The organism is Cylindrospermum stagnale PCC 7417 (assembly GCF_000317535.1).
Classification (GTDB): Bacteria; Cyanobacteriota; Cyanobacteriia; order Cyanobacteriales; family Nostocaceae; genus Cylindrospermum; species Cylindrospermum stagnale.
Window position 1 is genome coordinate 550,777 of the sequence record NC_019757.1, and the last position, 25,389, is coordinate 576,165.

The window sequence follows — 25,389 nt, forward strand, 5'->3', positions numbered from 1 at the left end:
TTCGCGCTCAAGGAAAATCTAAAATGCCTGTGGAAATACGGCTTCCACCTCGCTATCAACTGCGGGTTAAAGAACATAATAATTTGGACATTCCTGCCATTCAAATTTTCGCTTTTGGCAGCAATATCCCACATATTTCTCGCATTCTCTGCACTGTTAGAGGAACACCAATAGAAATAGCAGTCCAAATTCAAAAAGCCTACAAACAATTCAACTCTGCCACACCAACTAAAATTTCTAACCTGGGTCAACTAGGACAATACCCTTGTAAACTAGAGCAACCTATAACAGAACCAGTCAACTGCACTTTACAGGTGATTGTTGAGTATTTTGATGCTGACGCTGCGGGAAATCCCCTACTGTCTGTGCAAAAACATATCGGGGCTGAGTGTTATCTGTGGTGTCTACCAGATTTTCCTGAAATTTCACGCTATGTGGAACAACCAACGCAAAACCTAACTCCCCAGCCCTATTCCCTAGCTCTCTCTAAACCTTTCCTTCTAGAAGAGGGAAGCGGAAAAACTTTTGTTAGCTGGAATGGGGATAATTCAAAGCCTCTCTCCTTTCAGGAGAGGTTTGGAGAGGTGGAGAAAGGTTTTCTAGATATCGTGGAAAGTCAGCCAGATTTTCAGCAGTTGCCAATTGAGCAAACAACAGAAATGGATACTGCAATGAACCCTTTTCAACTCAATCTCAATAATTCTAGTGAACAACAACCGAGCGAGAAACAACAAAAAAGATTTCCTGGCTGGTTCGCTTTAGATTTCGGAACGTCTAACTCTACGGTCACACTTTTTGATCCGATTGAAGTGCCGATCGCCGAAATTTTACCCAGAGAGCAAGAACTACGGTTACGCGATCGCTTGGCCCAATGGCTGAGTTCCCCTGCTGCTGTGGCTTTACCAGATGTGAGTGCGAGTGAATGGGAGAAATTTATTGCGGATATTAGCAAAAACCTGGAGATTGAACCGCACCGCTTGAGCGAAGTTTTTGAGAGCGATCGCAAAGAGCAATTTTTAGAAGCGATTCGCCAAATCGAGTTGTGTTTGGGAAATAGCGATCGCTTTCGGCGGGCTGTGAGCAAAAAGCTTTACCAGATATATCACGAAGTCTTCCGCGTCCCCACCCTAGAGTCGCAAAACCTGATCCCGGTAGTGCTGGATATCGACCGCCGCGAGACCGAAATTAAGAGTGAGTTGGAAGTTTCCCAATTGATGCCGTTACAACTGCGGATGGGTAGAGAAGCTAGCGACAACCGCAAAAAAGCGATCGCCCAAGGAACAAGTACTTCTCTCAAGGAAATTATCAGCCGGTTTCACCACTCACCCAAACGCTACTTTGGTCAAGAGCGGTCTTTTCCAGTCATCTTGGATGGACAAGAAGCAACAATCAACGTTAATCAACTCATTCAAGCAGCTTGGGGAAATCTGATCGAATTAACCGAAGATTACCGCCAACGAGCCAGACGCAGATTTTCTGAAGGCGATTTCTTAACAGCAGTTGTTACCTACCCCACAGTCGCCCCCCCAGTAGTTCGCAAAGAAGTTAAAGAACTGGTAGAGCAGTTGGGTTTTGACGATGTGCAAACGGCTTACGATGAAGCTGTAGCCGTGGCGATCTTCTTTCTGTGGCGCGAATTTGGCGGTAATCTCAACATCGGCATTGAGTCATTCAAAACCCGTTGTCGCCAAGTAGGGAATAAGTGGTCACAAAATGTCCTCGTCTTGGATATCGGCGGTGGTACCACAGACTTAGCTTTAATTGAACTCACTTTAGAAGATAAAACCCCCTCCTTTGCCGATCATGAAGACCGGGGTTTAGGGGGACGTTACTATAAATTGACGCCAAAATTGCTCGGTTCCTCTGGTCATCTACAGTTAGGCGGTGAGTTAATCACCTTGCGAATTTTTAGATTGTTGAAAGTTGCGATCGCCGATTTTCTGTTAACAGCCGTCACCAAAGGTGATTTAGAAAGCGAAAAACTCGAAGATTTAATTAACTCCGAGTTAAACGAGCGCTTTTTAGCACAAGGGCAATTCAAAAGCGGCAGTCTATTAAGATGTCTAGACAAAGAAAATCCTGAAGGTGATGTCGCCTCAAAAGACGCCCTAGATACAGCCGAGAAAGTATTACCCACCCGCTGGCAACAAGCCCCCCAACGCCTGCAAACCTTTTACACCCTCTGGGAACATAGCGAAACAGCCAAACTCAAATTGGGTCAAAAACCACCAACCGACGCCTCCCTGCTGACTTTCACCCTTTCTGAACAGCAAATTGGCGAACTACTCACCCAAAGTGGCGTGAAATTCCAAATCAGAGATCCAAATAGCATTGGCCTCACCCTAGAGTGCCAGCAGTTTGAACGAGCTGCCATTTCCCCAATCAAAGAAGCGATCGGTATTGCCCAAGGACTGATGGAGAGCCGCTTACATCCAAAAGATCTCACCAAAGATTCTGCCAACACTCATAAAGTTGATTGGTTAATCCTCTCAGGCAAAACTTGTAATCTCGACCTTGTACAGCAGCAAATTTACCAGGAATTTAGCAAGTCTCCATATTTCGTCTGGAATCCAGAGCGGATTACCTTTGTGCTGGAATTTACCAAGCTCGCCACCTCCGCCGGTGCCTGTTACGCCGAGAAATTGCGGAGGCTGAGATTTGACCCAGAAGAGTCTAAAGAATTGCTGCGTAAGGGAGCCAACCAGCTAGAAATAGATGTCAAAAACCTATTTTATTATTTGCCCTGTAACTTCAAACGCAAAACCCAAAGCAACGACCTGCTGCCAATATTCAATGCTGGACAAGAACTCTATCAACTCTCCGCTTGGGAAAATGTCGCCAAAGTACGTACTCAATGGAAAGGCATACAATTAACTAACATCATCTATCGGCAAGACTACGAAGATGGAGATTTACGCCTGTGGGGCAGCTTTGATGGCAAAAGCCTGATGGATAAACTACAGATGGAAGAAAAAGAGTTTCTCACAAAAATCAAAGTTCAATTTGAAATTGACCAAACCCTACAATTTAGCGTCCTGCTGTGTCAGGGAAATCCCCATTATTTAATTGATGTTTCTGGCATTGATCTAAATTCAGTAATATCTTCATCTGCGGACACAGCAGATAAATCAGACCTGTTTGCTGATGGTAAGTTGCCGTGGAATATCGCCGTAGAAGGCTCTCATAAAGTATTGAATGATGGTGATATTGCCATCAATGTTCTAGAGTCAGCCACAGTAGATCAACCAGATGCCTATCATCTAGTATTTGAAGCCGGCAAAGAGGAGAGTAAATCGCTAAAAATCTTTCACTATTTGCTCGATGGCGTCACCCAACCAGGAAGCGGGTTAATTAGTAATCCCTTACCTCCATTTCCCCAAGCAGGCCAGCACACCTTTTATGTTTATCAAACAGACACTGAAACCAACAGCAAAAAATGGATCAGAATTGGCGCACTCAGTAAACCAGACGTCACCACAGATTACCCCTGCCAATATCGTGTATCTCTCGACGATAAAGGTATACTGCGGATGCACGCCGGCGAAGTCCCTTACTGGACATCGACAAATCAAGAATGTCTCAAACAAGAAGGATGCATTTTTCGCGCTGAACTAGAACTGCAACCCAACGAAGTCGATAAAGAACGTGACCCCTTTTGTGGCATCCATTAACAGATAATAAATCCATATTCAATTCAAATGTTTCGATGCGTTTTTTACGCATCCTACCTGTAGGGTGCGTTCCCTAACGCACCAATTAAGATTTTCAATGAATAAAACCAATACCCATATTTAGCATTTTTTGTCAATGAGTAAGTTCTAATTATCAGCAAAAGCGATCGCGCATAACGCACCAAATTCTTAGACAACACAGGGCGCATCCAGATTACAAGAGACAACATTCATGCAGCACCTCAAAAAGCTATTAGAGATAGAAAACTCAGAGTTAGCCCAGTTACTGCGGTTTAGCTTGTACGGACTAGAGGCTTCTCTGAAAAAAGCTCAGGCAGAATTACCGCTAGATCCCGGTGCAAAAGTATGCGACGAGGTGCTGCAAGAACTCCACAGCCTGCTACAAAGAGAAATTATCCCATCTCCACAGCTAGACTCTGGAACCGAGTTAAAACTGATTCGTCTGCGAGAAGCTTTCAATTCTGACCCTGAATTGAGTTTATATCTGGGTAATTCCCCACTGCAAAGCCAAAAAGACGCCGATTTGTGGAACGAAATTCAGCGCAGATTACTGCGGGTACCAGAGGATTTGGCGACATCTTGGCGACAGCGTGCTTTAGAATTAGCTGAAGAAGCTGGTGCGATCGCAGATAATATACATCTCTACAAACTTCCCTTCATCCGAGATGAAGTGATCTACCCTGGTCTTAGTGGCAGTGTCAAGGCTAAAGGGTTGTGTTTATCGCAAAAAGCACTGTTAAAGACCGAATTCCCTCAAAGTTACTCATCTGGGGATCTGCATTTACTCGCAGGGTTTCTTTATTTATATATCAAATTTATCGAGATAGAACCAGATTTACATCATGCCTTAAAGAGCGTTTTTAGCTTTGATGTCGTTTCCTTGCACACCAAACCAGAACAGCGACATCAATATATTGATAGTTTAAGCGATCGCTTTGGGCGCATCCAAAAAACCGCAGAAAATCCTGATCCAGTTTTAAATCTACTTGCTTGGATTGACATAGACGAAGCCATACATTCCCTATTATTCGTTCCCCCAGCCGAACGCTATTCATGGTGGGGTAAGCTACAACAGGAATCACGACGCATTCTAAAAAAACTTGCTGATAAGGCAACTAATGCAGGTAATGAAGTGAGGATTCGCCAATTATCAGGACTTTATGCCGATATTTGTGCCTTGTCTAAAGATGACTTGCAACTAGATTGTGGTGGTAATCCAGGGGAAGTATTAACTTGTCTCCGGGTTTATGCCCGAATTAATCAGGAAGACTGTCCGGGAAGGGTAATATTTCGATCTCTACGGTGAAAAAGGAAGACGATAATTTTGCATTGCCGTCTTCCTGAATAATATGCATATTACCCAAGAATATCAGACGCTTGTCGAATAAGAAGTTTAAGCGGATTTTTGCGCCTGTTTGCGCTTGTGGAAGAAACCCACTCCAAATGGACTCAATCCCATCAGAAGACCGATCATAGAAGCAGGTTCAGGCACTTCTGTCCCAACTGTGAATGCTACAGTTTGAGGACCTGCGTTGGCGAGAGCATTAGTCTGGAACACAAGCGGATTGGCAGATCCAAAATTCCCGAAAATTTTCAACGCAAACCCATCATTAAAACCGTTGTTAGCACCAACGGGAGAAACAGTGCTACCGCTCAATGAGGCGTTGAAGCTATCTAATAAAGCTACCGTTAGACCTGAGAAACTAAACGAAGTTGAACCATCTAGATAGTTGAATAACAGTACAGGGTTTACTATGTTACCACTGAAGTTGATCGTCTGCGTTTGTGTTGAGCTGGTACTTGTATTGATACCCAGAGCACCGCCGCTAAGAATACTTGCACCTACACTATCTGTAGCAAATGATGTATTCCAATTGTTATTATTTATGGTGGTTCCTGCGTTTGAAGTGATAGCTGTAGTGTAACTAACAGTAACGCCGTCTAATATTCCAGTACCGGTACCGTTCACTGTGTTATCAGCATTCCAATTAACAGTGTTAAGCACAACACCATGGGCTTGTTGGTTAAATGAACCAACAAGTGCTGGTATTAACAACATGTGTAGTGTAATCAAGCTACGTTTCATAGGATTCAAACTGCTTACTGACAAGAAATTTACTCACTAAGTATAACATAAGGATTTCCGTTGACTATGTAAAATTTTCACAAGGAAAAAGTGGTATATTTACCAAAGTTTTAAAGTAGATATAGCAGTCTTATTTGATCCATGAACTGAAGCAGCAAAGATGGGTAGTAGGCAATAGGCACTCAGGCAAGCAGACAAGTAAAGGTGTTCTTTTAGCTGACGCACTATTCTATTCACTGAGATAGGCGTTTTTTCAAAAATCAAACAGGAATCCCATATCCCTTTTTGTCACTCCCGGAAAACAATAATCCAAGCCAGATTTTGCAACTCTGATTTAATCAAAGTTGGGAATTTGATTTTCTCTGAAAAAATCAAATTTATAGCCAAAATGTGAAAATTAAAGCCACGTAAACCTTTCAGCTATTGCATTAGCCCAAATTGACAAAAGCGTCTGAGGAAAGCGATCACATTCCCAATGGATGTAAAGAAACATTTCTGTTTCTTAGAAAAGGGATATTTTTATTCTTGTAGTTAAAGCGTGAGCATGAAAAAAAGCAAAATAAAAATATCAGGAACTTAGCTAGAGAAGAATAGAGGCAATAAAAAGGCGGCAATAACTCCACCCAGCACAATCACCTCAATAATTCTCAGTGAGAGATTATTCTGTATCCAATTATCTATACTTACACCAACATTGGCTCGTAAACTAATCAACCAAGTCCGGCAACGACTATACCATCGATTAGGGTGATCTTCTGGGCGGAATTTCCACGAATACATCGAGAGTAACAAAGTTGCACCACCTACCTTGGTAGAGAACAAAAGATGAATTGCCAGACAGCAAACCATCATCATCCATGCAGTCAGGTGAAGCGAGTACCAAATGTGGTAAAGTTCTCCTGTGGGAAGCCATTCTTCCTTCATCATCCTGCCAGAAATGACTGCAAAAACAGCAGCGATGAGCATGAATGTGTTAGTAAATCGTTGCAGGCTAACCCACCAAATCGACCTATTAACTTGGGTAAGTTGCGATAAAAAATCAGGTTGAATAAGGCGCTTTTGTCCAGCATGAAAGCTGTAAAGGGCAAAAACTGGCAGCAAAATCAAGAAAAATAGCCCCAAGGTTCCGTGAATATCTTGAATTGGCTCAATTTTCGGCAGTGGGATCTCACCAAATCGTCCATCAAAGGTATTGTAAACCAAAAAGCCAGTAATGATTGCCCCAATAACTAAAATTCCACTTGCGCCATGAAGAATTCGCAACAACAAAGGTTGATATGGTGCAGAACGGGACATATTAATCATCCTCGATAGCTTAGTTGATAAATATTTTTGAGGTCATGCTAGCTTTTGATGAGCTAACAAAATCGCGCTAGATATCCTCAGAAACAATTATAAGGGACTTCCAAATAATAAAATATCCTAAATTTTCTTGTGGGGTGGGCTTCTAGCCCAGAATATGGGACGGGCTAGAAGCCCATCCCACAAGATTGGGTAATTTATTTCTTGGAAATCTCTATTAGTGCGACAGTAGGCTCAATATAATTACTGCCGCGTGAGGTACATAGTACAAGATACAATTTAAAATGATTTAACGATTTTTGGCATGATTATCAAAAGCCCGCTCCGTTATCCTGGTGGTAAATCAAAAGCAATCAATCAAATAGTTAAATACTTACCAAAGAGCTTTTCTGAATTTAGAGAACCTTTTGTGGGTGGTGGTTCTGTATTTATTTACTTAAAGCAAACTTTTCCTGATTTAAAAATTTGGATTAATGATTTAAACCCTGAACTATATTTATTTTGGAAGTTTGCTCAGTCTGATATATGTAATTTGGTGAAACAAATTTACCAGATTAAAAATAACTGTAAAAATGGTAAATTACTATTTACAGAGTTAGCTAATGTTGATGTAAATAAAATATCTGAGCTTGAAAGAGCAGTGCGTTTTTTTGTTCTCAATAGAATTACTTTTTCGGGGACTGTAGAATCAGGTGGTTTTTCTCAGGAAGCTTTCCATAAACGGTTTACTGATTCTTCAATAGAACGTTTAAGTAAATTAGGAGATATCTTTGAGGAAAATATCAAAATTACTAATTTAGATTATAGCCACCTGATAAATGCAGAAGGTAAAGATGTATTTTTATTCTTAGATCCGCCCTATTTTAGCGCTACTAAATCAAAGCTGTATGGTAAAGATGGTGACTTGCATACGTCCTTTGAGCATCGGAGATTTGCTGAAGTTTTAAAACAATGTCATCATCGCTGGTTAATTACTTATGATGACTGTCCGCAAATTCGAGAAAATTTTAAATGGGCGAATATTTCCGAGTGGGAATTACAGTATGGGATGAATAATTATAAGCAGAGTGGTGCTGCTAAGGGCAAAGAGTTATTTATTAGCAACTATGAATTTAAAATCACAAACAAGCATCTTACCCAGCCGATGCAGTCGAGTCTTGATGTTTCCACCTAACTTTGATGGCTGCTAATTTTTCGGTAGGATAACTAGCAGATACTTAGGGATTTCCAAGAAATAAATTACCCAATCTTGTGGGATGGGCAGGAAAGCCCGTCCCATATTCTGGGCTAGAAGCCCACCCCACAAGAAAATTTGGGATATTTTATTATTTGCAAGTCCCTTAAACTGAACTACATACAAGACAAGATACTGAGAAAGCTGGTTATGACTAATTCCTCAATTCCTGCTCAAGAATCCTCTGCTAGCTGGCATCTCCTACTGCAACAATTATTAGATCGCCAATCTTTGTCCCGCGCTCAAGCTACGGCTTTGATGCAAGGATGGTTAAGTGAAACGATTCCCCCAGAGTTATCGGGGGCGATTTTAACGGCGTTACATTTTAAAGGTGTTTCTGCTGACGAGTTGGTGGGGATGGCTGAAGTTTTGCGATCGCAATCAATTTCTTCCCAATCCTCAATATCTGCTATTGATACCTGTGGTACTGGCGGTGATGGGGCATCAACCTTTAATATTTCTACAGCGGTGGCCTTTGTGGCGGCTGCTTATGGTGTACCTGTGGCTAAACATGGTAGTCGTTCAGCCTCAAGTCTTACGGGGAGTGCAGATGTTTTGGAAGCTTTGGGAGTAAACTTGAACGCTTCCAGCGAGAAGGTGCAAGCGGCACTCCAAGAGGTGGGTATTACTTTCTTATTTGCCGCTGGTTGGCATCCAGCACTCAAAGCGGTGGCACCGTTGCGGCGATCGCTAAAAGTGAGGACGGTGTTTAATTTATTAGGTCCCTTAGTTAATCCCTTACGCCCCACTGGGCAGGTAATGGGGGTTTTTGATCCCAATTTGTTGACAACAATTGCCCAAGCGTTACACCAGTTGGGCAAGTCTAAAGCGATCGCATTACACGGACGAGAAAGACTAGATGAAGCGGGTTTAGGCGATTTAACAGATTTAGCGGTGTTATCTGATGGCGTGGTGCAGCAAACTACCGTGAATCCCCTAGAGTTGGATCTAACGCCTGCTCCCTTAGCAGCACTGCGGGGTGGGGATGTGCAAGAGAATGGGTTGATTCTCTCTTCAGTGCTGCAAGGTAAGGGAACTCAAGCGCAACAGGATGTAGTGGCGTTAAATGCGTCGTTGGCGCTGCAAGTGGGGGGGGCAATTCCGTGGCTGAACCACGCCAAAGGTGTGAGTCTGGCTAAGGAGATCCTACAAAGCGGGAGTCCTTGGGCAAAATTGGTACAGTTAGTTGAATTTCTGCGGGATTGACATCTGAGCGGGATTGTGGGCGAAATTCCACGAGATTGCGTTTGATGGTGACATCATAGTTGCCAAAAAAGTCATGTCCTAACAGTCCAGTTTCTAGTTCGGCGCCGGCGATTGCCACTGGTACTTTATTCGCCATCACCCCGCCAACTTCCATAGAGTTAACATAGCCCACGGGAAATTCCACTGCTCTAGAACTAGCGGTATTGGCCTTAGCTTTCCCCACTGGCACCACGCCCAATGCGATCGCCATTTGTTGAGTAATCACAGTACCACTAGCGCCTGTATCCACAATCATCTCGAATCGTTGCTGGCCATTGAAGGTAACTTCGACAATTGGCGTTCCACTAACTCGCCGTTTAATTGGGGCTGTAAATACCTCTAAATCTTGGGTAAAGATTTCTGTTGAGGTAAAAACAGGCTTTGGTGGTAGCGGTTTGGTTTTGACAGCAGGGGACAGGGGACGGGTTAAAGGAGGTGTTCTTGCTGGTTGAGGAACGACGACGACGATGCTCTTGGGTTCAGCAGTTGGCTCAGGCGCTTGAGGAGGATTGGCTCTCTGTTGGGCATACTTAATTTGGCGCTGGTATTCTGAGATTTGTGTTTGGGCAAAGGGAAAGTTGGGACTTTGTCGCTGCACTTGTTTCATCAGCGCGATCGCATCTTCAAATTGACTCGCCACCAAATTCCAATCATCTGGAGATTGAGCAGATTTGCTGATATTCAGCGCCCCAGTAGCTTTATCCAGCGCCAGTTCCAAAGGACTTGGCTGATATTTGGGTTCTGGTTTTGGGCTAGCTGGTGCTGGTAGTGGTGTTGGTTTGGCGTTCGGCTGCACCGCCGCCAGATTGCCAATGGGCAATTTTTGCTGTTGACTACCAGCAGTCGTCTGTTTGTCTTGACTACAGCCAACACTCAAAACCGCTAGAGTGGTGGAGAGACAAATTAGGGCTGTGTGGGATAAAAAGGGCTGAAGCATAGTTGACTCAATTTTAACTGCCCTGGCTCTTTCCAATCTACATCCCACCCGCAAATTCCCCTTTAAATATTTTGAATAAATTACTCGGAAAAATCGCAAGTTATGAACTCATGAGATAATTAGCGATCGCAGGACTGGAAATTGGGGATAATTACCCATTACCCATCACCCATTACCCATTACCCATTACCCATTACCTATGCCCTTGTCTGACGCAATACCTGCTCTACTTGTCTTGGCAGATGGCACCACTTATCGCGGTTGGTCTTTCGGTGCTCTGGGAACCGCGATTGGAGAAGTGGTGTTTAACACTGGCATGACCGGATATCAAGAAGTGCTGACCGACCCTAGTTATCGCGGTCAAATTGTGATTTTTACCTATCCTGAATTGGGCAACACTGGCGTCAATCCCGAAGATGAAGAATCATCTCATCCCCAAGTGCGGGGTGCGATCGCCCGGAATATTTGTCACCGCCCAAGTAATTGGCGATCGACACAATCCTTGCCTGATTACCTTAAACAGCAACACATACCAGGGATATACGGCATCGATACCCGAAACCTCACCCGCAAAATTCGCACATCCGGAGCGATGAACGGTGGCATTTCCACAGCCATTCTCGATGAAGCTGAGTTACTAGAACAGGTGCAGGCAGCTCCCAACATGGCCGGATTAAATCTGGTGCGTGAAGTTACCACATCAACGGCTTACGAATGGTCAAATCCCACAATCCCAGCTTGGGAATTCAACCAAGAGGCTGGAGTGAATATTGGGGAATCCTTCACCGTTGTTGCCCTTGACTTTGGTGTAAAGCGGAATATTTTGCGTCGTTTGGCAAGTTACGGTTGTCGGGTGATCGTCGTTCCGGCTGATACGCCACCAGAAGCAATTCTCAACCACAATCCTGATGGGATCTTTCTTTCCAATGGCCCCGGAGATCCATCTGCTGTCACCGAAGGTATTGAAACAGCCAAAGCGCTGCTGTTGAGTGACAAACCGATCTTTGGGATTTGTATGGGACACCAAATTTTAGGTCATGCCTTGGGAGCGGAAACCTTTAAACTCAAATTTGGTCATCGTGGTTTAAATCAGCCTGCGGGTTTACAGCAACGGGTAGAAATTACCAGCCAAAACCACAGTTTTGCCATTGACCCAGATTCTCTGCCTACGGCGGTTGTGGAAGTCAGTCACCTGAACTTAAACGATCGCACTGTGGCTGGAGTACGTCACAAGTCCCTGCCGATTTTTTCGGTTCAGTATCACCCAGAAGCCAGTCCTGGCCCCCATGATGCTGATTACTTGTTTGAGCAGTTTGTACAGTCAATGCGAACAGCACGTCAAGCCGCGATCGCCAAAGTTGAGTAAAAATGGTAGATGGGGAACTGGGGAATTGAATTTTGAATTTTGAATTTTGAATTTTGAATTCCAATACCCCCCTATCCCAGCAGATTGTAGACAATTTGCTCAAAAAACATCTATACTTGAGCGTTCACTTTAACTTATGAGGATGAGGAGGGAATTATTGCTGAGCCATTGAACCTAACCGTAAGCCTGAGGGGCACTCGTGAAGCCCGGGATAACTGCCAGCTATTCCGCCTCACAGGTTTGTTAGACGCCTTTTCTGAGCCGACATTCCGCAAGGTACTTGGCAACAAGATTGAAGAGGGTCCAAAGCACATAATTCTGGATCTCTCACAAATCGACTTTGTTGACAGCTCCGGCTTGGGTGCGCTGGTGCAGCTAGCCAAGCAGGCTCAAACCGCCGATGGCACCTTGCAAATCGTCACAAATGCCCGCGTAACTCAAACGGTCAAGCTTGTTCGCTTAGAGAAGTTTCTCTCTCTGCAAACGACAGTTGATGCGGCTCTAGAAAATATTAAGCCGCTTTGATTGCTTGACCAGAAAGATAAATTTAGCTATCCGATGCAGAATCTGGATAGCTTAATTCTTAAAATTTCTGGCAACAAGACCTCTCTCCTTGTGGGAGAGGCAAAAAAGCCATCTAAGTTCTATGTCACAAGCCTAGCCAGTAAAAATTTTCTACTTCATACTTTATCCTGAAGATGGCATCTCAATCAAAAAGATCAAATTAGCCAGAATTTTTTGCTAGTATTGAATATGCTAAGTACAGCAGCATAGCGTGCTTCGGAAGGAATAAATCTTGATGAAGCCACTCACCCAAATTTAGTCTGCCGAGGAATTTTTCACTTGTGAACTCAAAGGAGGAAGAGCTATTAGATGGACAAGATGAAGCCGCCGACGGCGACGACGTGCAGAATTCAACTTGGACACCAGCGCTCTTAGCAATCACCGCACAATTACCCCTACCAATATCCCCAGCACAAGTGCAACAAATTTCTCCCTCGGCATTGGCATACTTGGGAGATGCAATTTATGAATTACATGTTAGGATGTTTTATCTGGTGCCACAGCAGCGGTCAGAAACTTACCATCGTCTGGTAGTGGCGCAGGTAAGAGCGGAAACACAAGCGCTACATTTGCGATCGCTGACGCCGCACCTGAGGAGTAACGAATTAGAAATTGTCCGGCGCGGTCGTAACGCTGCTGCAAGACATCCTAAGCGAGTTGATCCCGGAATTTATCAACAGGCAACTAGTCTAGAAACTTTAATTGGCTACCTTTATCTCACCGATTACCAGCGCTTAACCGAACTGTTACAAAAAATCCATCTAGAGAAATAGCGGAAAATTCCATCTCCCGATAGGAAAATCTGTCGCTTAAGTTCAGTAAATTCGGGTAACTGGTACGCCCACAAATACGCAATTCCACAACAAAATACTCGTATGACCAGCAATAAACCTAGAAAAATCAAGACTTCTGGCGAACCTAATCGTGGGCAACCCATCAAAATTAAGGGCAAGCGCATCCTGGCTAACCCAAACCGTAATCAAGGCAATGGGGAAAGTAAGCCCATCATCTCCAGACCACGCCCAGCCGGCAATGGGGAAAGTAGCCCCATCATCGACCGCAGACCACGCCCAGCCGGCAATGGGCAAGAAGTTAGCCCCATCATCTCTAGTAGACCACGCCCAGCCGGCAATGGGCAAGAAGTTAGCCCCATCATCTCTAGTAGACCACGCCCAGCCGGCAATGGGGAAGGTAACGCCATCGTCGACCGCAGACCACGCCAAATTCGCCAGATCACCGTCTCAGCCCCAGCGATCAAAGAAACGGAAGATAACGACCTGATCTACGGTCGCCATCCAGTATTGAGTGCTTTAGAAAATGGGCGAAATCTAAACCGCATTTGGATAACCGCCCGCCTGCGCTACGATTCGCGCTTTCACCATCTAATTCTCCAAGCTAAAGACAATGGTGCGGTCATTGATGAAGTAGAACCCAAGCGCTTAGACCACATCACTGAAGGGGCTAATCACCAAGGCATAGCAGCGCAAATCGCCCCCTACGCCTACATCGAATTACCAGACCTGATTGAACAGACAAAATCTGTTATTGATCCCGTAATTGTAGTTGCTGACAGCATTACTGACCCCCATAACTTGGGAGCAATTATTCGCACTGCCGAAGCTATCGGCGCCCAGGGATTGGTGATCCCCCAAAGAAGAGCATCTGGGATCACTTCCACCGTAGTTAAAGTGGCAGCAGGTGCTTTAGAAAACTTCCCCGTATCTAGAGTAGTCAACCTCAGCCGCGCTTTAGAAGAATTGAAAGAAGCTGGTTTTTGGATTTACGGCACCGCTGCCGCCGGCAGCGAACCTCTGCATACAGTGAATTTCCGAGGGCCGATCGTTTTGGTAGTTGGCGCGGAAGGCGAAGGTCTCAGTATGTTGACACAACGCTCCTGTGATATGTTGGTGTCGATTCCCCTACAAGGCAAGACTCCCAGCCTGAATGCCTCAGTGGCAGCGGGTATGGCGCTTTATGAAGTTTATCGCCAACGGTCTTTAAATACGCTGTATCTTGATAAATTGCAAAAAATCTCTTTGAAAAAAGCAGAGTAAAAGAGTATAAAGAAATGTAAAACAGAATAAAAGCAACATATCGTTCGGCACTCTGTACTACGTTTATAAATTGGTGAAAACCATGAAAACCATTTGGCATACCTTCAAGGAAGGGTTGATTAATATACTCAACAACTTCGGACGGGCTTGGTGGGTAGAAATTTTGACCCAGAACCCCCGTTGCACTTACTACTTCGGGCCATTCCTGAGTTCGTTTGATGCAACATGGGCCAGCAAAGGCTACGTAGAAGATTTAGAAATTGAAGGAGCGCAGGGAATCGTTGTGAATGTTAAGCAATGTAAACCTAACGCTTTAACAATTGCTGAAGACTTGGGGGAAAGGATTGACCGTAAAGTAAAGCCTGCCTTTAGCGGTCAAGTTTAATACAATTCCATAGGCAATCATCGTTCCGAGGCTAAGTCTGGGAACGATGGCAACAATGCAAAATCTCAAATCTCATAAAATCTAAAATTTGATGATCTCTGGGTGTTGTTCCAGCCACTCTTCAATATCCCTCAGTAATTGCTGGGGAATTTCCCAAGGGAAAAGGTGGGCGGTATTGGGATAACAATGCCACTGAGAATTTTTCAGGTGTTGAGCTGTTTCTAAGCTGGAATCAGCCGTGATGTGCCGGTCTTGAGAACCAGCAAGTACTAAACTGGGGCATTCAATTTGCTGGAGGTCGGGAAGTCGATTGTAGCCAGATTGAATCGCGCTATAGAGGGCACGAGTAGCACCAGTGGAAGTTTGTAAATATGCTTGTACGGCTTCTCTGGCGATATAGCCGTAGGCTGTGGGCGTATGTTGTTGGATTAAGTAGCGAAATAGCGATCGCTTGCCAAAAGTCTCAATATTCCACTGCCAACTCGGTTTAATCGCGTTCAGTAGCGCCGCAACGCCAGTATAGACATTATCCTGCCAAGAGATAGGGGGATGATTCCCACGGGGTCTAGCTGCTGTCGCCACCAAAATCAGCCCAGTAACCCGCTGTGGTAGCCGCAGTGCTAATTCCATCGCTAAAATCCCACCAAGTGACCAGCCCAATACTAGACACTTTTCAATCTCAAAGCGGTCTAGCAGCGCTTCTAAATCGGTCAAATGGTCACTCATGGCAAAATTGCCATTAAAGCGACTTTTGCCATATCCGCGCAAATCGGGAGCAAAAGTTTGGTAACGTTTTGATAAATGATTGGTAAAGACAGAAAGATTATGACCAGTCCCAGGATGACCGTGTAAGCCCAGTATGGGGAAGCCTTTACCTTGGACGTAGACGTTAAGATCTGTAGCACCAGCAGGGGTATGATGATGGCGATCGCCCATTAACTCCCGTTCTCCTGTCTATTGTTCTTTTAATTTTGACATTATTTTTCTCGATATCCGCCAGCGTAGGTAATCACGCACATCTGCCTGTATTTAGTGTGAGTGCCAAAAGCGACGCCTGTGACTTTAAAAGCAGGGTTAAAGATATTTGTCCGATGACCGCGTGATGGTACACCATCATCAATCACCAACTGCATCACGATATCTTGGGCTGTGCTGGGGCCATAACTGATATTTTCGGCTGCGGTGGTTTGCCATTTACCATAACGGTTGATGCGAATAAAGGGATCACTGCGATCGCTACCATTATGACCTGTCGCGCCTTTTTTGCCTTGGTCTTTGACATGATCCTTAGCGCCTAAAGACATCCCCTTAGAAGCACTCAACGCACCTACAGGACGAACTGACTTGAGAAATGCGATCGCCTCATTAACTGGTTTCACCCCTTCCTGAGTCACCAAATAGGTATTATTAGAGATTTTGATGCGATTGCCCTGGAAACGCTTTTTATAGTTTTCTAAGATAGGGATGTATGCCTGGGGGTTTGTCCGAATTTTGTTCGTTTCATCAATCACCTGTTGTTCCAACAATGAGAGGTAACTGGCTTTTGCCAACAAAATCGGGTTAGCATTCTCAACTAGATTTGGCTTAAATTCTGCTACAGATTGTCTGGATTGCAGCAGTAGTTGAGAAAAACTAGCTACCAAAGTAATCGGGAACAATATCCAAAACCTAATGTGACGCATTTATTACCTCAAAATTTTATCTTTCCGGTTTACTTTAGTTATATAGATGTATCTGAGCTTGGTAAAGTTGCCATTTTATCTCCATAAATAGACAAAAAGCAGAATTTGCCAGACTTTAGCCCAGATTAGCCCAGAGGCATTCTAGTTAACTCTGCAAATATCTGATTTAACTTTTTACACAGCAAAATAGTTACTCAATATTCGTTGTAACCTTAGCCACAATAAACGTAAAGAGTAATGTAATTTTTACATAATAAATAGTGACAAAATTCTGAGTTGCCAATTTAAATCGAACATAACAGATACAGTCTACTTGGTGTCGGCTTACAGCAGTTTTCAGTTGAATGGACTATGTACTGGCAATTCAAACCTCTGTGGAGACGATTCATCGATTATCTCTACAATGTGGTTTATTCAAATCCTTTTTCGCTGTAAGCTGAATAATTTTGTTAGTAAGAAGCCAGTAGACATTTAAGTCGCAATCTGTTAAAAAATAAAAGGAGTGATAAACTTTGTGCTTCTTCACTCCTCGTTACCTACTCCTTACACGTGCTTCAAGTACAGCAGTTTAACTGGGTATTAAACCTCTAGCTAAAGATGCACAATGAGCGTTAAATAGTAAGGTGTTTGCCTATACAAATATTGTGCAGTTATCAAATATTACCGGATACGCTCCAATATACTCTCGATTTCCGATAACTGCACTGCACCAGAAAAGTTTTTACTATTAATTACAAAGGAAGGCGTGCCAGAAAGCCCCAACTTTTGAGCTAGTTGGAGGTCTTTTTGAATTGCGGCATCGGCAAGAATGCGGTCACTTTTAAACTTTGCTAAATCTAAATTTAGATTTTTGGCAATATCTAAATACAGTGCTTCACCAAGTTGCTTTTGATTAGTAAACAGAGCATCATTATATTCCCAGAATTTGCCCTGTTGATTTGCTGCCCAAGCGGCTTTAGCAGCAGGTACTGCTTCAGCATGAATTTGACTTAAAGGAAAATGTTTGTAAACCAATGTCAACTCATTTGGATACTTTGCTAATAACTGTTTCAGGGTTTTATTGGCTTCAGCACAGTAAGGACATTCAAAATCAGAGAATTCTATCAGCACTGTTTTTAATGCACTTCCCTTAATGGGAGAGTCACCAATCACCGCTTTGGTATTGGTTTTTAAATCCTGTAAAAAAGCCTGCCGTGTTTGCTGTACTTTCTGTTGCTGTGCTTGCTGGTATGCCTGAACAGATTCAATAATTACCTCTGGGTTTTCCCGGAGGATTTGTAATACTTGCTGTTCTAATTGGGAATCAATCGGACTAGCCGCTTGTGCGGGGAATGACCAGGTTAAAAGTAGACAGAGTAAGCTGAAAACCGCCCAATTACGTAGATGCAGAAAAAATTGACGCATATCAAAATACTAGAGAAATCAACTCTATCCTAGTATTCCTTGAGATGGAGAAGAGCGAATCAGTCTCAGCATATTTTATTAGTAGCATGGAAAACAGAATCTGAGATTCCCACCGTCCCAACACTTACTTAGATGACGCGGCTATCAATGGGGAGAGACGAATCGCGCGACCATTCATTCCAAGAACCAAAATAATTTTTAGCCTTAATTCCAGCTTCTTCCAGAGCAATCAATGTATTAGCCGCCCTGGAACCCTTAAAGCAGTAAACGTAGACAATGGAATCTGCGGTAATACCCACAGACCGACAAATTGCCAAAATTTCGGCTTTTGAGCGAAACATGGGGATTTGAGAGTCAGAATTCATCAGCAGATGCCATTCTAGCCATACGGCCTTAGGGATTCTACCCTTGCGAGGACAATAATCTGGAGCATAGGGAGAAGAACTCAGTCCTTGCCATTCTATGCGATCGCGCACATCTAATTTAATAATCGCCGGATCATCAAGCGCCTGCAACATCTCGGCGGTAGAAACCATAATCGAAGCATCGGGATGTAATCTAAATATGCTGCTTTCACTTTCAGGTGCATCATCAGTGGTGGGTAAACCAGCAGCCAGCCATCCTTGATATCCCCCATGCAGCACAGATACCTCAGCACAACCCAAATATTTAAGTAGAAAAGCCGCTCGACAAGATTGTCCGTAGCCCTTATTTAAAGTATCCTCATAGACAATTAACCGTTCCGCACCAGATATTCCTACCTCACTCATAATTTCAGCAAAATACTCTTGCAATTTCTTTAATCCTTCTGGAGAAGACTTATCCAAAAGATAAGTGAAAAATGCCCGAATATTAATAGATTCAGGAAGGTGAGAAACAGCATATTCTTCAGGACTTCGCGTATCTATAACGACAGTTTGTGAAGATTTTTCTGCTAATAAAGAAGATAGTTCTTTAGGGGAAATGAGGAGTTTTGTGTCCACGTTGGAATTCTTCTGTAATAGTGCCATTGGGCATTATCCCGCCCTGGAGATTGGCACTTTGAAGTAAAAATTACAGAGGATTAATTGTTGAATGTTTGGGAAGAACTTTTATAGAGAACGGGGTTAAAGAGATATGGGTTAAGAGGGCGGGGAGACCCCGCCCCTACGGGGGTTGTGTGGATCTTTTGGCCAACGTAGGGGATTTGCCAGAATGTATTGCTGTGCGATGTGTAATGTGTTTTGATTGCGGATGATGCGATCGTAATAATTACGCTGCCATATCCGAAGTCCAGGGGTGTCATCAATTTGATTAATTATTTTCGTTGTTTGGTATTTGTAATACGCGACAATTTGCCCCAATGTCGGTTTTTTCAGCGTAAATTTATCAGTAATCACGATAATTCCATGAATGTGATTAGGCATAAAGACGAATTCATCTAATTCAACATTAGGAAAATGATTGGGGATGTGTAACCAAAACTGATATGCGATTCCACCCCTGACTATAAACTTCATATCCCCATTCACCAACTCGCCTAAAAAACATTCGTGGTGTTGCGTGCAAATGGTGACAAAATATGCACCTGGTTGTGAATAATCGTATCCCCGCAAGCGAATTGATCGGCGATGGCGAATATCAGGATTATATTTCACAGTAGCTAGTAGGTTAGGTATTTGTTAAATTGCAGAAACCCCGTAGGGGCGGGGTCTCCCCGCCCTCTTACTCTTACTCAACATATATTTTATCAAGTAGCATAGAAAACAGCGCCTACCTTTATCTCGTCGATGTATGGGCATTGATTTTCAAAGATACCTAGAATCTATTTGCACTAAATATCAACATTGGTGGAGCCTGGATAAGCTCAAAGATACCGTAGGTTGGCAACAAGCAGATGGGGAAAAATTATCCTCACTGTTTGATTTTGGCTTGATGGCGCAGATAATTGAGCGAAGACAACAGCAAGCTGAAAAAACAGAACGTATCTCAGTTTTGAAAGAATTGCGTAATTATGCCCCTACGGAGTCGGTGCTGTTGATAGGGCGTCCAGGTGCAGGAAAATCCACAACTTTAGCGCGGCTGTTGGTGGAAGCAGCCAAAGAAGCACTCCAAAATCAGCAAAACCAGATTCCGGTGTTGGTGGAGTTGCGATATTACAAAGATTATTACGATACTTCAGTGCTGGATTTAGTGAAAGCTTTTCTGAAACGGCACAAGTTGCGTTTGGATATTTCTACATTAGAAGACTTGTTAAATGAGGGGCGATTTTTGCTGTTAATGGATGGCATCAACGAATTACCTGACAACGATGCTCGAACAAAAATCAAACTTTTCCGTCGGGATAACGCTGATATACCCATGATATTCACCACAAGAGATGGTGGTGATGATTTGGGGATTGAAAAGAAATTAGAAATGCAACCCCTGTCAGATGTTGAGGTACAGCGGTTTATCGATGACTGTATGCCAGGGCAGACTAAGGAAATTTTACAACAATTACGCGATCGCTTGCGAGAATTGGGACAAACGCCGCTAGTAATGTGGATGCTCTATTTCATATTTCAGAAAACGCGAGATGTGCCTTTAAGTAGCGGGGAGGCATTGCGTAAGTTTACTCAGTTGTATGAACGTAGTTCTAAAGATGATGTCCCAGTTACCAAGGAGTCCCGTGACTGGTGGTCTGGTTTATTGGAACATCTAGCTTTTGAAATGATGCAAGCTGATAAACCTACAGATTTTCGGTTGAGTATTTCCGAAAGAGACGCAGAGAAAAATTTTACAGAATTTCTACAAGGTAGGGAGGAGTATCCAGAACGTTTAGCGAATATTTGTTTCAAAGATTTGCTAAAGCACCACTTGATTCAACGCAACCCTCAAAATGGCGAGATTGAATTTTGTCACCAACTCCTTCAAGAATACTACGCCGCAGAATCTTTACTGCAACGGCTTGACCAAATTATTGATGACAACCTGAAATATTATTATCTGAATTATTTGAAGTGGACAGAACCTTTATCACTAATGTTGGCACTGCCTGAAATAAAAGACAAACAGGCGGAGCGAGTAGTAAAGTTAGCTCTAGATGTGGATTTTAGGTTAGGAGCAAGGTTAGCAGGAGAGGTGAAGCGAGAGTTCCAAGAAAAAACAGTTGGTTTAGTTGCTAAATTAGAACTTGATCAAGAACTAAAAATTAGACTATTGTGTATAACCAGATCCAATATAACTTATAAACACTTATGCCAAATATTGAAAGATATGGATAACAAAACGTATTTACGTGAGATGTACTTAAACGCAAAAGGAGAAAGCTCTGGGAACATTATTTTACTTCTAAATTTATATAAAATTGGTAGTAAGATTACTGCCAAGATTCTTCCACCAGATATAAATATTGTACAGTTATTTAAAAAATCGATACATTCAAATCAAAGTTCCAATAATTACCAGCTAGAAGCTATAGAGGAACAAGACTCTAGGTGGTTTATGAAATTTATTGAATCTGAGGAAAACATAAAAAAATCTATTGCTTTTAATTTGTTTCATCAACAAGAAGCAGTATCAGTTAGAGGTTGCTTTTGGTATTATATAGATAGCAATATAATAAATCAGATCGGTATTGAAATAGCACTATCTTTGCTACTAAGAGCTTTAAAAGAAGATGAAAGTAGTGATATGCGTAGTCAAGCTGCTTCAGTTCTAGGATTTATAGGTAACAAGGCAGTAATTCCTGATTTATGTAATTCTCTAGAAGATAAAAGTTCTACAGTATATAAATCTGCATATGAATCATTAATAAAAATTATTCAACCTGAGTTGCTAAATTTAGTATCTAAGTATTTAGTCACTATCTCGAAAGATACAAAGGATTTAATTGATGGTATACTGACTAAAATATCAAAGATTCAAGAAAAGCGCGGTTACTTTAACCATATAATCGCAACTTCTCCCCCACCTGAAGAGGAGAATCAATCTAATCCTTTGCTCAATACTCTAAACAAACTTGAAAAAACAATGTCAGAAACTCCTAAATATGTTTTTCATAATCCTAACATCGGCAATTTTGCTGATACTGTCCAATCAGGTGGACGCCAGCAAGCTATTCAACACATTCAAACCCCAGAACAAAAACAAAATCTGGCAGAAGCAGCAAAAGAAATTCAACAACTTTTAGAACAACTAGCTAAAACAAATCCAACAATAGTCGAATCTCAAAATAAAGATATTGTAGTGACAGCAATTCATCAAGAAATTAAGCGCAATCCTACAATTAAAGCAAGATTAGTAAATGCTCTAAAATCTGGCGGAACAGAAGCATTAAAACAGGCATTAGATGCAATATTTAAAAACCCACTTGTCAGCATCTCCGTAGAAACAATTAAAGGATTTATCGAAGCTGAATAAATTTAATTAGCAGGCGGTTAGAAACCGCGCCTACACAGACAAAACCCACCTCCGTGGGTTTCAATTCTATTTAGTCCGCGCAGGCGGACTTTGTTTGTGTAGCCAAGCCACTGCGTTGGGCGGCTCCGCCGACTTGAAGCATGTGGCGCGCGAATTATATTCGCCAGGGCTATTTTCCGATATAACCTAGAAAATAGAATTATCCCCCGCCAAAATACATCTGTAAGGAGGCAGAGCCTCCAGAATGCATTCCCACGCAGAGCGTAGGAACGAGAAAATAATGAGAGAAAAAAGCCCCTCCTCGCTTGCGGGGAGGGGTTGGGGTGGGGTTCTTAAATCGGCAAACCCTCAACCCTTAACAAATCTAACCCTCGTTCAAATATTTCATCAATTGGCAACATTTCCTTATCAGTTGTCATAAACTTATGGTCTTTTGTTGCGCGAATAGTTGAACCATCTTCTAAACAATATTCAAAAACTTCCTGTAACCCTCTATTATGCCACTGCGCTATCGGTTGAGTATAAACATTCCCATGATTATCAACACTGTAAACACTACACTCAATTCTCTTTTCCACAATCTCCCCAATGGGAATAAAGCCATATTCAACTGTTAAAATTTCTGTGTCATAGCTTAAGCAATATTCGGCAAACTTCAACATTTGCTCAAATAAATCATCAGCTACCTTTTTCAACACCCCATTCTTCGCCGCACCGTCAACGAATTTTTCTCGCTGCTTTTGCATCTCGGAAACTTTCTTTTTACCCATTGCGCGACGCAGCAAGTCAGCTTGTCCTAGAGAATAACCAGCCAAATCTTGAGCAATTTTCATGATTTGCTCTTGATAGACCATAATTCCATAGGTTTCATTTAATATTGGTTCTAGAACTTTATCTTCATATTCAATCTTCTCTCGTCCATGTTTGCGGTTAATAAATTTAGGAATTAATCCCGCATCTAATGGACCCGGTCGGTAAAGTGCCAAAATTGAAGAAATATCTTCAATGTTAGAAGGCTTCAAATCTCGCACTACCTGAAGCATTCCCGAAGATTCTAATTGAAATATCCCTTCTAATTTACCTGCTTCTAATAGTGCATAAGCTTTTTCTACATCTTTGGGTAATGTGCTATGTTCACCTTTAGCTAATATCTTCTGAGCTTTTCTTTCCTGTCCTGTGATTTCATCAGGGTCAATCCGAAATCCTTTGGTTTCTTGAATCAAATCAATGGTCTTTTGAATCAGCGTCAGGTTCCGCAGACCCAAAAAGTCCATTTTTAACAAACCCAGCGATTCCAAATCTTCCATGAAATATTGGGTAATTACAGAACCGTCATTATTACGTTGTAGTGGGACAATTTCATCAAGTGGGTCAGCAGAAATCACCACACCGGCTGCATGAACACCAAAAGTTTTGTTAGTCCCTTCAATTCGCATTGCCATATCAAGCCAATGGCGAACTTTCGGGTCATTATCATATTTGTTTTTAAACTCTTGTTCTGGTGTTGCATCAGAAATCATCACCTTGAGTTTAGTGGGTTTACCCCGCACTACAGGAATCATTTTCGCCATTTTGTCAGCTTCCCCATAGGGAATATCTAACACTCTGGCGACATCTTTTAAGACTGCTTTAGAAGTGAGGCGGTTAAAAGTTATAATTTGGGCAACTCTATCTGCACCATATTTATCAGTTACATAATCAATCACTTTATCCCGTTGTTCAATGCAGAAATCTGTATCGATATCAGGCATTGATTTCCGTTCGGGATTCAAAAAGCGCTCAAATAGTAAGCCATGATGCACTGGGTCAATGTTGGTAATTTTCATGGCATAGGCAACCAAAGAACCAGCCGCCGAACCCCGACCTGGTCCCACAGGAATATTATTATCTCTCGCAAATTTGATGTAGTCCCACACGACTAAAAAGTATTTAGAGAAACCCATCTGCTGAATCATTTTTAGTTCGTATTCCAACCTTTCTTTGTAGGTGGAATCGACTTCGTTGCGAGATTTGCGATTTAACCTATCTAAAAGTCCTAGCCAAGCAACTTCTTCGGCGTAAGTGTCAGCAGTGTGACCAGAGGGAATAGGGGGTGTAGGAATCTGAGGCTCACCCATAATATGGTAAGGCTCGACTTTATCGGCTACTTCCTCTGTAGTTGCTATAGCTTCAGCAATGATATCATCAGGCAAATGGTCACGAAATAGCGCTTTCATTTCGTCGGCAGATTTAAGATATTCTGTGCCGCTATAACGCATTCTTTTATCTTCAATAATTAGCTTGCCAGTTTGAATACACAGCAAGGCGTCGTGTGCTTCTACGTCAAAACAAGAAATATAATGGGAATCGTTGGTGGCAATAATTTTAATCCCTAATTCCCGCGCAATTTTGACGATTTCAACATTGACAATTCGATCTTCCTGGGAGCCGTGGTCTTGAATTTCTAAATAATAATCTTCACCAAATACATCTTTATACCATTGGGCAACTTTCCGAGCTGCATCTGGTCTATTACTGAGGATTGCTTGGGGAATTTCTCCACCCAAACAAGCGCTAGTGACAATCAAGCCTTCGTGATATTGTTTTAATAAATCTTTATTGATGCAAGGACGAGAGAAAATTCCTTTTCCTTGAACACCCTGGAGGTGAGAAATTGTGGTTATTTTGACTAAGTTTTTATAGCCTTTGGTATTTTTAGCTAGGACTACTTGGTGATATTTGGGGCGGCGTTCTTGTTTTTCGATATCGCCGTTAATGATATACATTTCGTTGCCAATAATTGGCTTAATATTTTTACTACGGCAGATTTTGATTAGTTCAACGGCTCCATACATGACACCATGATCTGTAAGTGCGATCGCTTTCATCCCCAGTGCGATCGCCTGATCTACCAATTCTGGTAGCTGACTTGCTCCATCCAGCAAGCTATAGTCACTGTGAATATGCAAAGGGACAAACGACATAAGCCTCTCCAAAAAAAAAGCCTAAAACATCTCTAGAGGGCATCCTGATGGCTTACCCTTGCCAGTAGGATGCAAAGCAACGGCATCTTAGA

The 25,389-nt window shown here is 42.6% G+C and carries 19 protein-coding genes; 10 read left to right on the plus strand and 9 right to left on the minus strand.

The features are described 5' to 3' along the window. The first annotated feature begins 23 nt into the window (after window positions 1-23). Both CYLST_RS02350 and CYLST_RS02355 read left to right on the plus strand, forming a co-directional pair. Window positions 24-3,671, plus strand: a complete 3,648-nt coding sequence (locus CYLST_RS02350; protein ID WP_015206095.1) for an acetate and sugar kinases/Hsc70/actin family protein — start codon at window positions 24-26, stop codon at window positions 3,669-3,671. A 232-nt stretch (window positions 3,672-3,903) separates the two neighbouring features. Further along, a complete protein-coding gene (locus tag CYLST_RS02355; protein WP_015206097.1) occupies window positions 3,904-4,998 on the plus strand; it encodes a hypothetical protein in 1,095 nt (364 codons plus the stop codon). Between the two features lie 87 nt (window positions 4,999-5,085). On the opposite strand, the gene CYLST_RS02360 is transcribed toward CYLST_RS02355, so the two are convergent. Both CYLST_RS02360 and CYLST_RS02365 read right to left on the minus strand, forming a co-directional pair. Next, complete coding sequence (locus CYLST_RS02360; RefSeq protein WP_015206098.1) at window positions 5,086-5,778, minus strand: PEP-CTERM sorting domain-containing protein; 693 nt, start codon at window positions 5,776-5,778, stop codon at window positions 5,086-5,088. Between the two features lie 576 nt (window positions 5,779-6,354). After that, entirely contained in the window at window positions 6,355-7,074 is a 720-nt protein-coding gene (locus CYLST_RS02365; RefSeq protein WP_015206099.1) for a cytochrome b/b6 domain-containing protein, read from the minus strand. 310 nt (window positions 7,075-7,384) lie between these two features. Here CYLST_RS02365 and CYLST_RS02370 point away from each other — a divergent pair, with 310 nt between their 5' ends. Beyond that, the gene (locus tag CYLST_RS02370) at window positions 7,385-8,254 is read left to right on the plus strand and encodes a DNA adenine methylase (RefSeq protein ID WP_015206100.1); all 870 of its coding nucleotides are present in this window, start codon (window positions 7,385-7,387) and stop codon (window positions 8,252-8,254) included. 210 nt (window positions 8,255-8,464) lie between these two features. Then, the gene (trpD, locus tag CYLST_RS02375; protein WP_015206101.1) at window positions 8,465-9,520 is read left to right on the plus strand and encodes an anthranilate phosphoribosyltransferase; all 1,056 of its coding nucleotides are present in this window, start codon (window positions 8,465-8,467) and stop codon (window positions 9,518-9,520) included. On the opposite strand, the gene CYLST_RS02380 is transcribed toward trpD, so the two are convergent. Next, window positions 9,450-10,496 (minus strand): retropepsin-like aspartic protease family protein, encoded by a 1,047-nt coding sequence (locus tag CYLST_RS02380; RefSeq protein ID WP_015206102.1) that lies wholly within the window; start codon window positions 10,494-10,496, stop codon window positions 9,450-9,452. The genes trpD and CYLST_RS02380 overlap by 71 nt on opposite strands. Window positions 10,497-10,695: 199 nt before the next feature. Between CYLST_RS02380 and carA the strand changes: the two genes are divergently transcribed. The 5 genes from carA to CYLST_RS02405 all read left to right on the plus strand — a co-directional run bounded on the left by carA (window position 10,696) and on the right by CYLST_RS02405 (window position 14,865). Then, complete coding sequence (carA, locus tag CYLST_RS02385; RefSeq protein WP_015206103.1) at window positions 10,696-11,862, plus strand: glutamine-hydrolyzing carbamoyl-phosphate synthase small subunit; 1,167 nt, start codon at window positions 10,696-10,698, stop codon at window positions 11,860-11,862. Between the two features lie 153 nt (window positions 11,863-12,015). Then, window positions 12,016-12,387 (plus strand): STAS domain-containing protein, encoded by a 372-nt coding sequence (locus CYLST_RS02390; protein WP_085960568.1) that lies wholly within the window; start codon window positions 12,016-12,018, stop codon window positions 12,385-12,387. Between the two features lie 320 nt (window positions 12,388-12,707). Then, on the plus strand, window positions 12,708-13,199 hold the full coding sequence (locus tag CYLST_RS02395; RefSeq protein ID WP_015206105.1) for a Mini-ribonuclease 3: 492 nt from the start codon (window positions 12,708-12,710) through the stop codon (window positions 13,197-13,199). A 102-nt stretch (window positions 13,200-13,301) separates the two neighbouring features. Then, window positions 13,302-14,480 (plus strand): 23S rRNA (guanosine(2251)-2'-O)-methyltransferase RlmB, encoded by a 1,179-nt coding sequence (gene rlmB, locus CYLST_RS02400; RefSeq protein ID WP_015206106.1) that lies wholly within the window; start codon window positions 13,302-13,304, stop codon window positions 14,478-14,480. An 82-nt stretch (window positions 14,481-14,562) separates the two neighbouring features. After that, entirely contained in the window at window positions 14,563-14,865 is a 303-nt protein-coding gene (locus CYLST_RS02405) for a DUF1816 domain-containing protein (protein WP_015206107.1), read from the plus strand. 81 nt (window positions 14,866-14,946) lie between these two features. On the opposite strand, the gene CYLST_RS02410 is transcribed toward CYLST_RS02405, so the two are convergent. The 5 genes from CYLST_RS02410 to CYLST_RS02430 all read right to left on the minus strand — a co-directional run bounded on the left by CYLST_RS02410 (window position 14,947) and on the right by CYLST_RS02430 (window position 19,588). Beyond that, window positions 14,947-15,801, minus strand: coding sequence for an alpha/beta fold hydrolase (locus tag CYLST_RS02410; protein WP_015206108.1), 855 nt, complete (start codon window positions 15,799-15,801; stop codon window positions 14,947-14,949). 41 nt (window positions 15,802-15,842) lie between these two features. Then, window positions 15,843-16,547, minus strand: coding sequence for a CAP domain-containing protein (locus CYLST_RS02415; protein WP_015206109.1), 705 nt, complete (start codon window positions 16,545-16,547; stop codon window positions 15,843-15,845). 660 nt (window positions 16,548-17,207) lie between these two features. Continuing rightward, complete coding sequence (locus tag CYLST_RS02420) at window positions 17,208-17,951, minus strand: DsbA family protein (RefSeq protein WP_015206110.1); 744 nt, start codon at window positions 17,949-17,951, stop codon at window positions 17,208-17,210. 128 nt (window positions 17,952-18,079) lie between these two features. After that, complete coding sequence (locus CYLST_RS02425; RefSeq protein ID WP_041233384.1) at window positions 18,080-18,934, minus strand: sulfurtransferase; 855 nt, start codon at window positions 18,932-18,934, stop codon at window positions 18,080-18,082. Window positions 18,935-19,072: 138 nt separating this feature from the next. Continuing rightward, window positions 19,073-19,588 carry a transposase gene (locus CYLST_RS02430; protein ID WP_015206112.1) on the minus strand — a complete coding sequence of 172 codons (516 nt, stop codon included), beginning with the start codon at window positions 19,586-19,588 and terminating at the stop codon, window positions 19,073-19,075. Window positions 19,589-19,724: 136 nt separating this feature from the next. Here CYLST_RS02430 and CYLST_RS02435 point away from each other — a divergent pair, with 136 nt between their 5' ends. Beyond that, entirely contained in the window at window positions 19,725-22,334 is a 2,610-nt protein-coding gene (locus CYLST_RS02435) for a HEAT repeat domain-containing protein (protein WP_015206113.1), read from the plus strand. A 332-nt stretch (window positions 22,335-22,666) separates the two neighbouring features. Here CYLST_RS02435 and CYLST_RS02440 read toward each other — a convergent pair whose 3' ends face one another. Beyond that, window positions 22,667-25,297, minus strand: coding sequence for a trans-splicing intein-formed DNA polymerase III subunit alpha N-terminal partner DnaE-N (locus CYLST_RS02440; protein WP_015206114.1), 2,631 nt, complete (start codon window positions 25,295-25,297; stop codon window positions 22,667-22,669). Window positions 25,298-25,389: the final 92 nt, after the last annotated feature.

Excerpts from the sequence above, each read along its gene's own strand:
- trpD (WP_015206101.1), top strand. The coding sequence starts at position 8,465 with ATGACTAATTCCTCAATTCCTGCTCAAGAATCCTCTGCTAGCTGGCAT.
- CYLST_RS02365 (WP_015206099.1), bottom strand. The coding sequence starts at position 7,074 with ATGTCCCGTTCTGCACCATATCAACCTTTGTTGTTGCGAATTCTTCAT.
- CYLST_RS02410 (WP_015206108.1), bottom strand. The coding sequence starts at position 15,801 with ATGGGCGATCGCCATCATCATACCCCTGCTGGTGCTACAGATCTTAAC.
- CYLST_RS02355 (WP_015206097.1), top strand. The coding sequence starts at position 3,904 with ATGCAGCACCTCAAAAAGCTATTAGAGATAGAAAACTCAGAGTTAGCC.
- CYLST_RS02415 (WP_015206109.1), bottom strand. The coding sequence starts at position 16,547 with ATGCGTCACATTAGGTTTTGGATATTGTTCCCGATTACTTTGGTAGCT.
- CYLST_RS02380 (WP_015206102.1), bottom strand. The coding sequence starts at position 10,496 with ATGCTTCAGCCCTTTTTATCCCACACAGCCCTAATTTGTCTCTCCACC.
- CYLST_RS02370 (WP_015206100.1), top strand. The coding sequence starts at position 7,385 with ATGATTATCAAAAGCCCGCTCCGTTATCCTGGTGGTAAATCAAAAGCA.
- rlmB (WP_015206106.1), top strand. The coding sequence starts at position 13,302 with ATGACCAGCAATAAACCTAGAAAAATCAAGACTTCTGGCGAACCTAAT.
- CYLST_RS02420 (WP_015206110.1), bottom strand. The coding sequence starts at position 17,951 with ATGCGTCAATTTTTTCTGCATCTACGTAATTGGGCGGTTTTCAGCTTA.
- CYLST_RS02350 (WP_015206095.1), top strand. The coding sequence starts at position 24 with ATGCCTGTGGAAATACGGCTTCCACCTCGCTATCAACTGCGGGTTAAA.
- CYLST_RS02440 (WP_015206114.1), bottom strand. The coding sequence starts at position 25,297 with ATGTCGTTTGTCCCTTTGCATATTCACAGTGACTATAGCTTGCTGGAT.
- carA (WP_015206103.1), top strand. The coding sequence starts at position 10,696 with ATGCCCTTGTCTGACGCAATACCTGCTCTACTTGTCTTGGCAGATGGC.
- CYLST_RS02435 (WP_015206113.1), top strand. The coding sequence starts at position 19,725 with ATGGGCATTGATTTTCAAAGATACCTAGAATCTATTTGCACTAAATAT.
- CYLST_RS02405 (WP_015206107.1), top strand. The coding sequence starts at position 14,563 with ATGAAAACCATTTGGCATACCTTCAAGGAAGGGTTGATTAATATACTC.
- CYLST_RS02360 (WP_015206098.1), bottom strand. The coding sequence starts at position 5,778 with ATGAAACGTAGCTTGATTACACTACACATGTTGTTAATACCAGCACTT.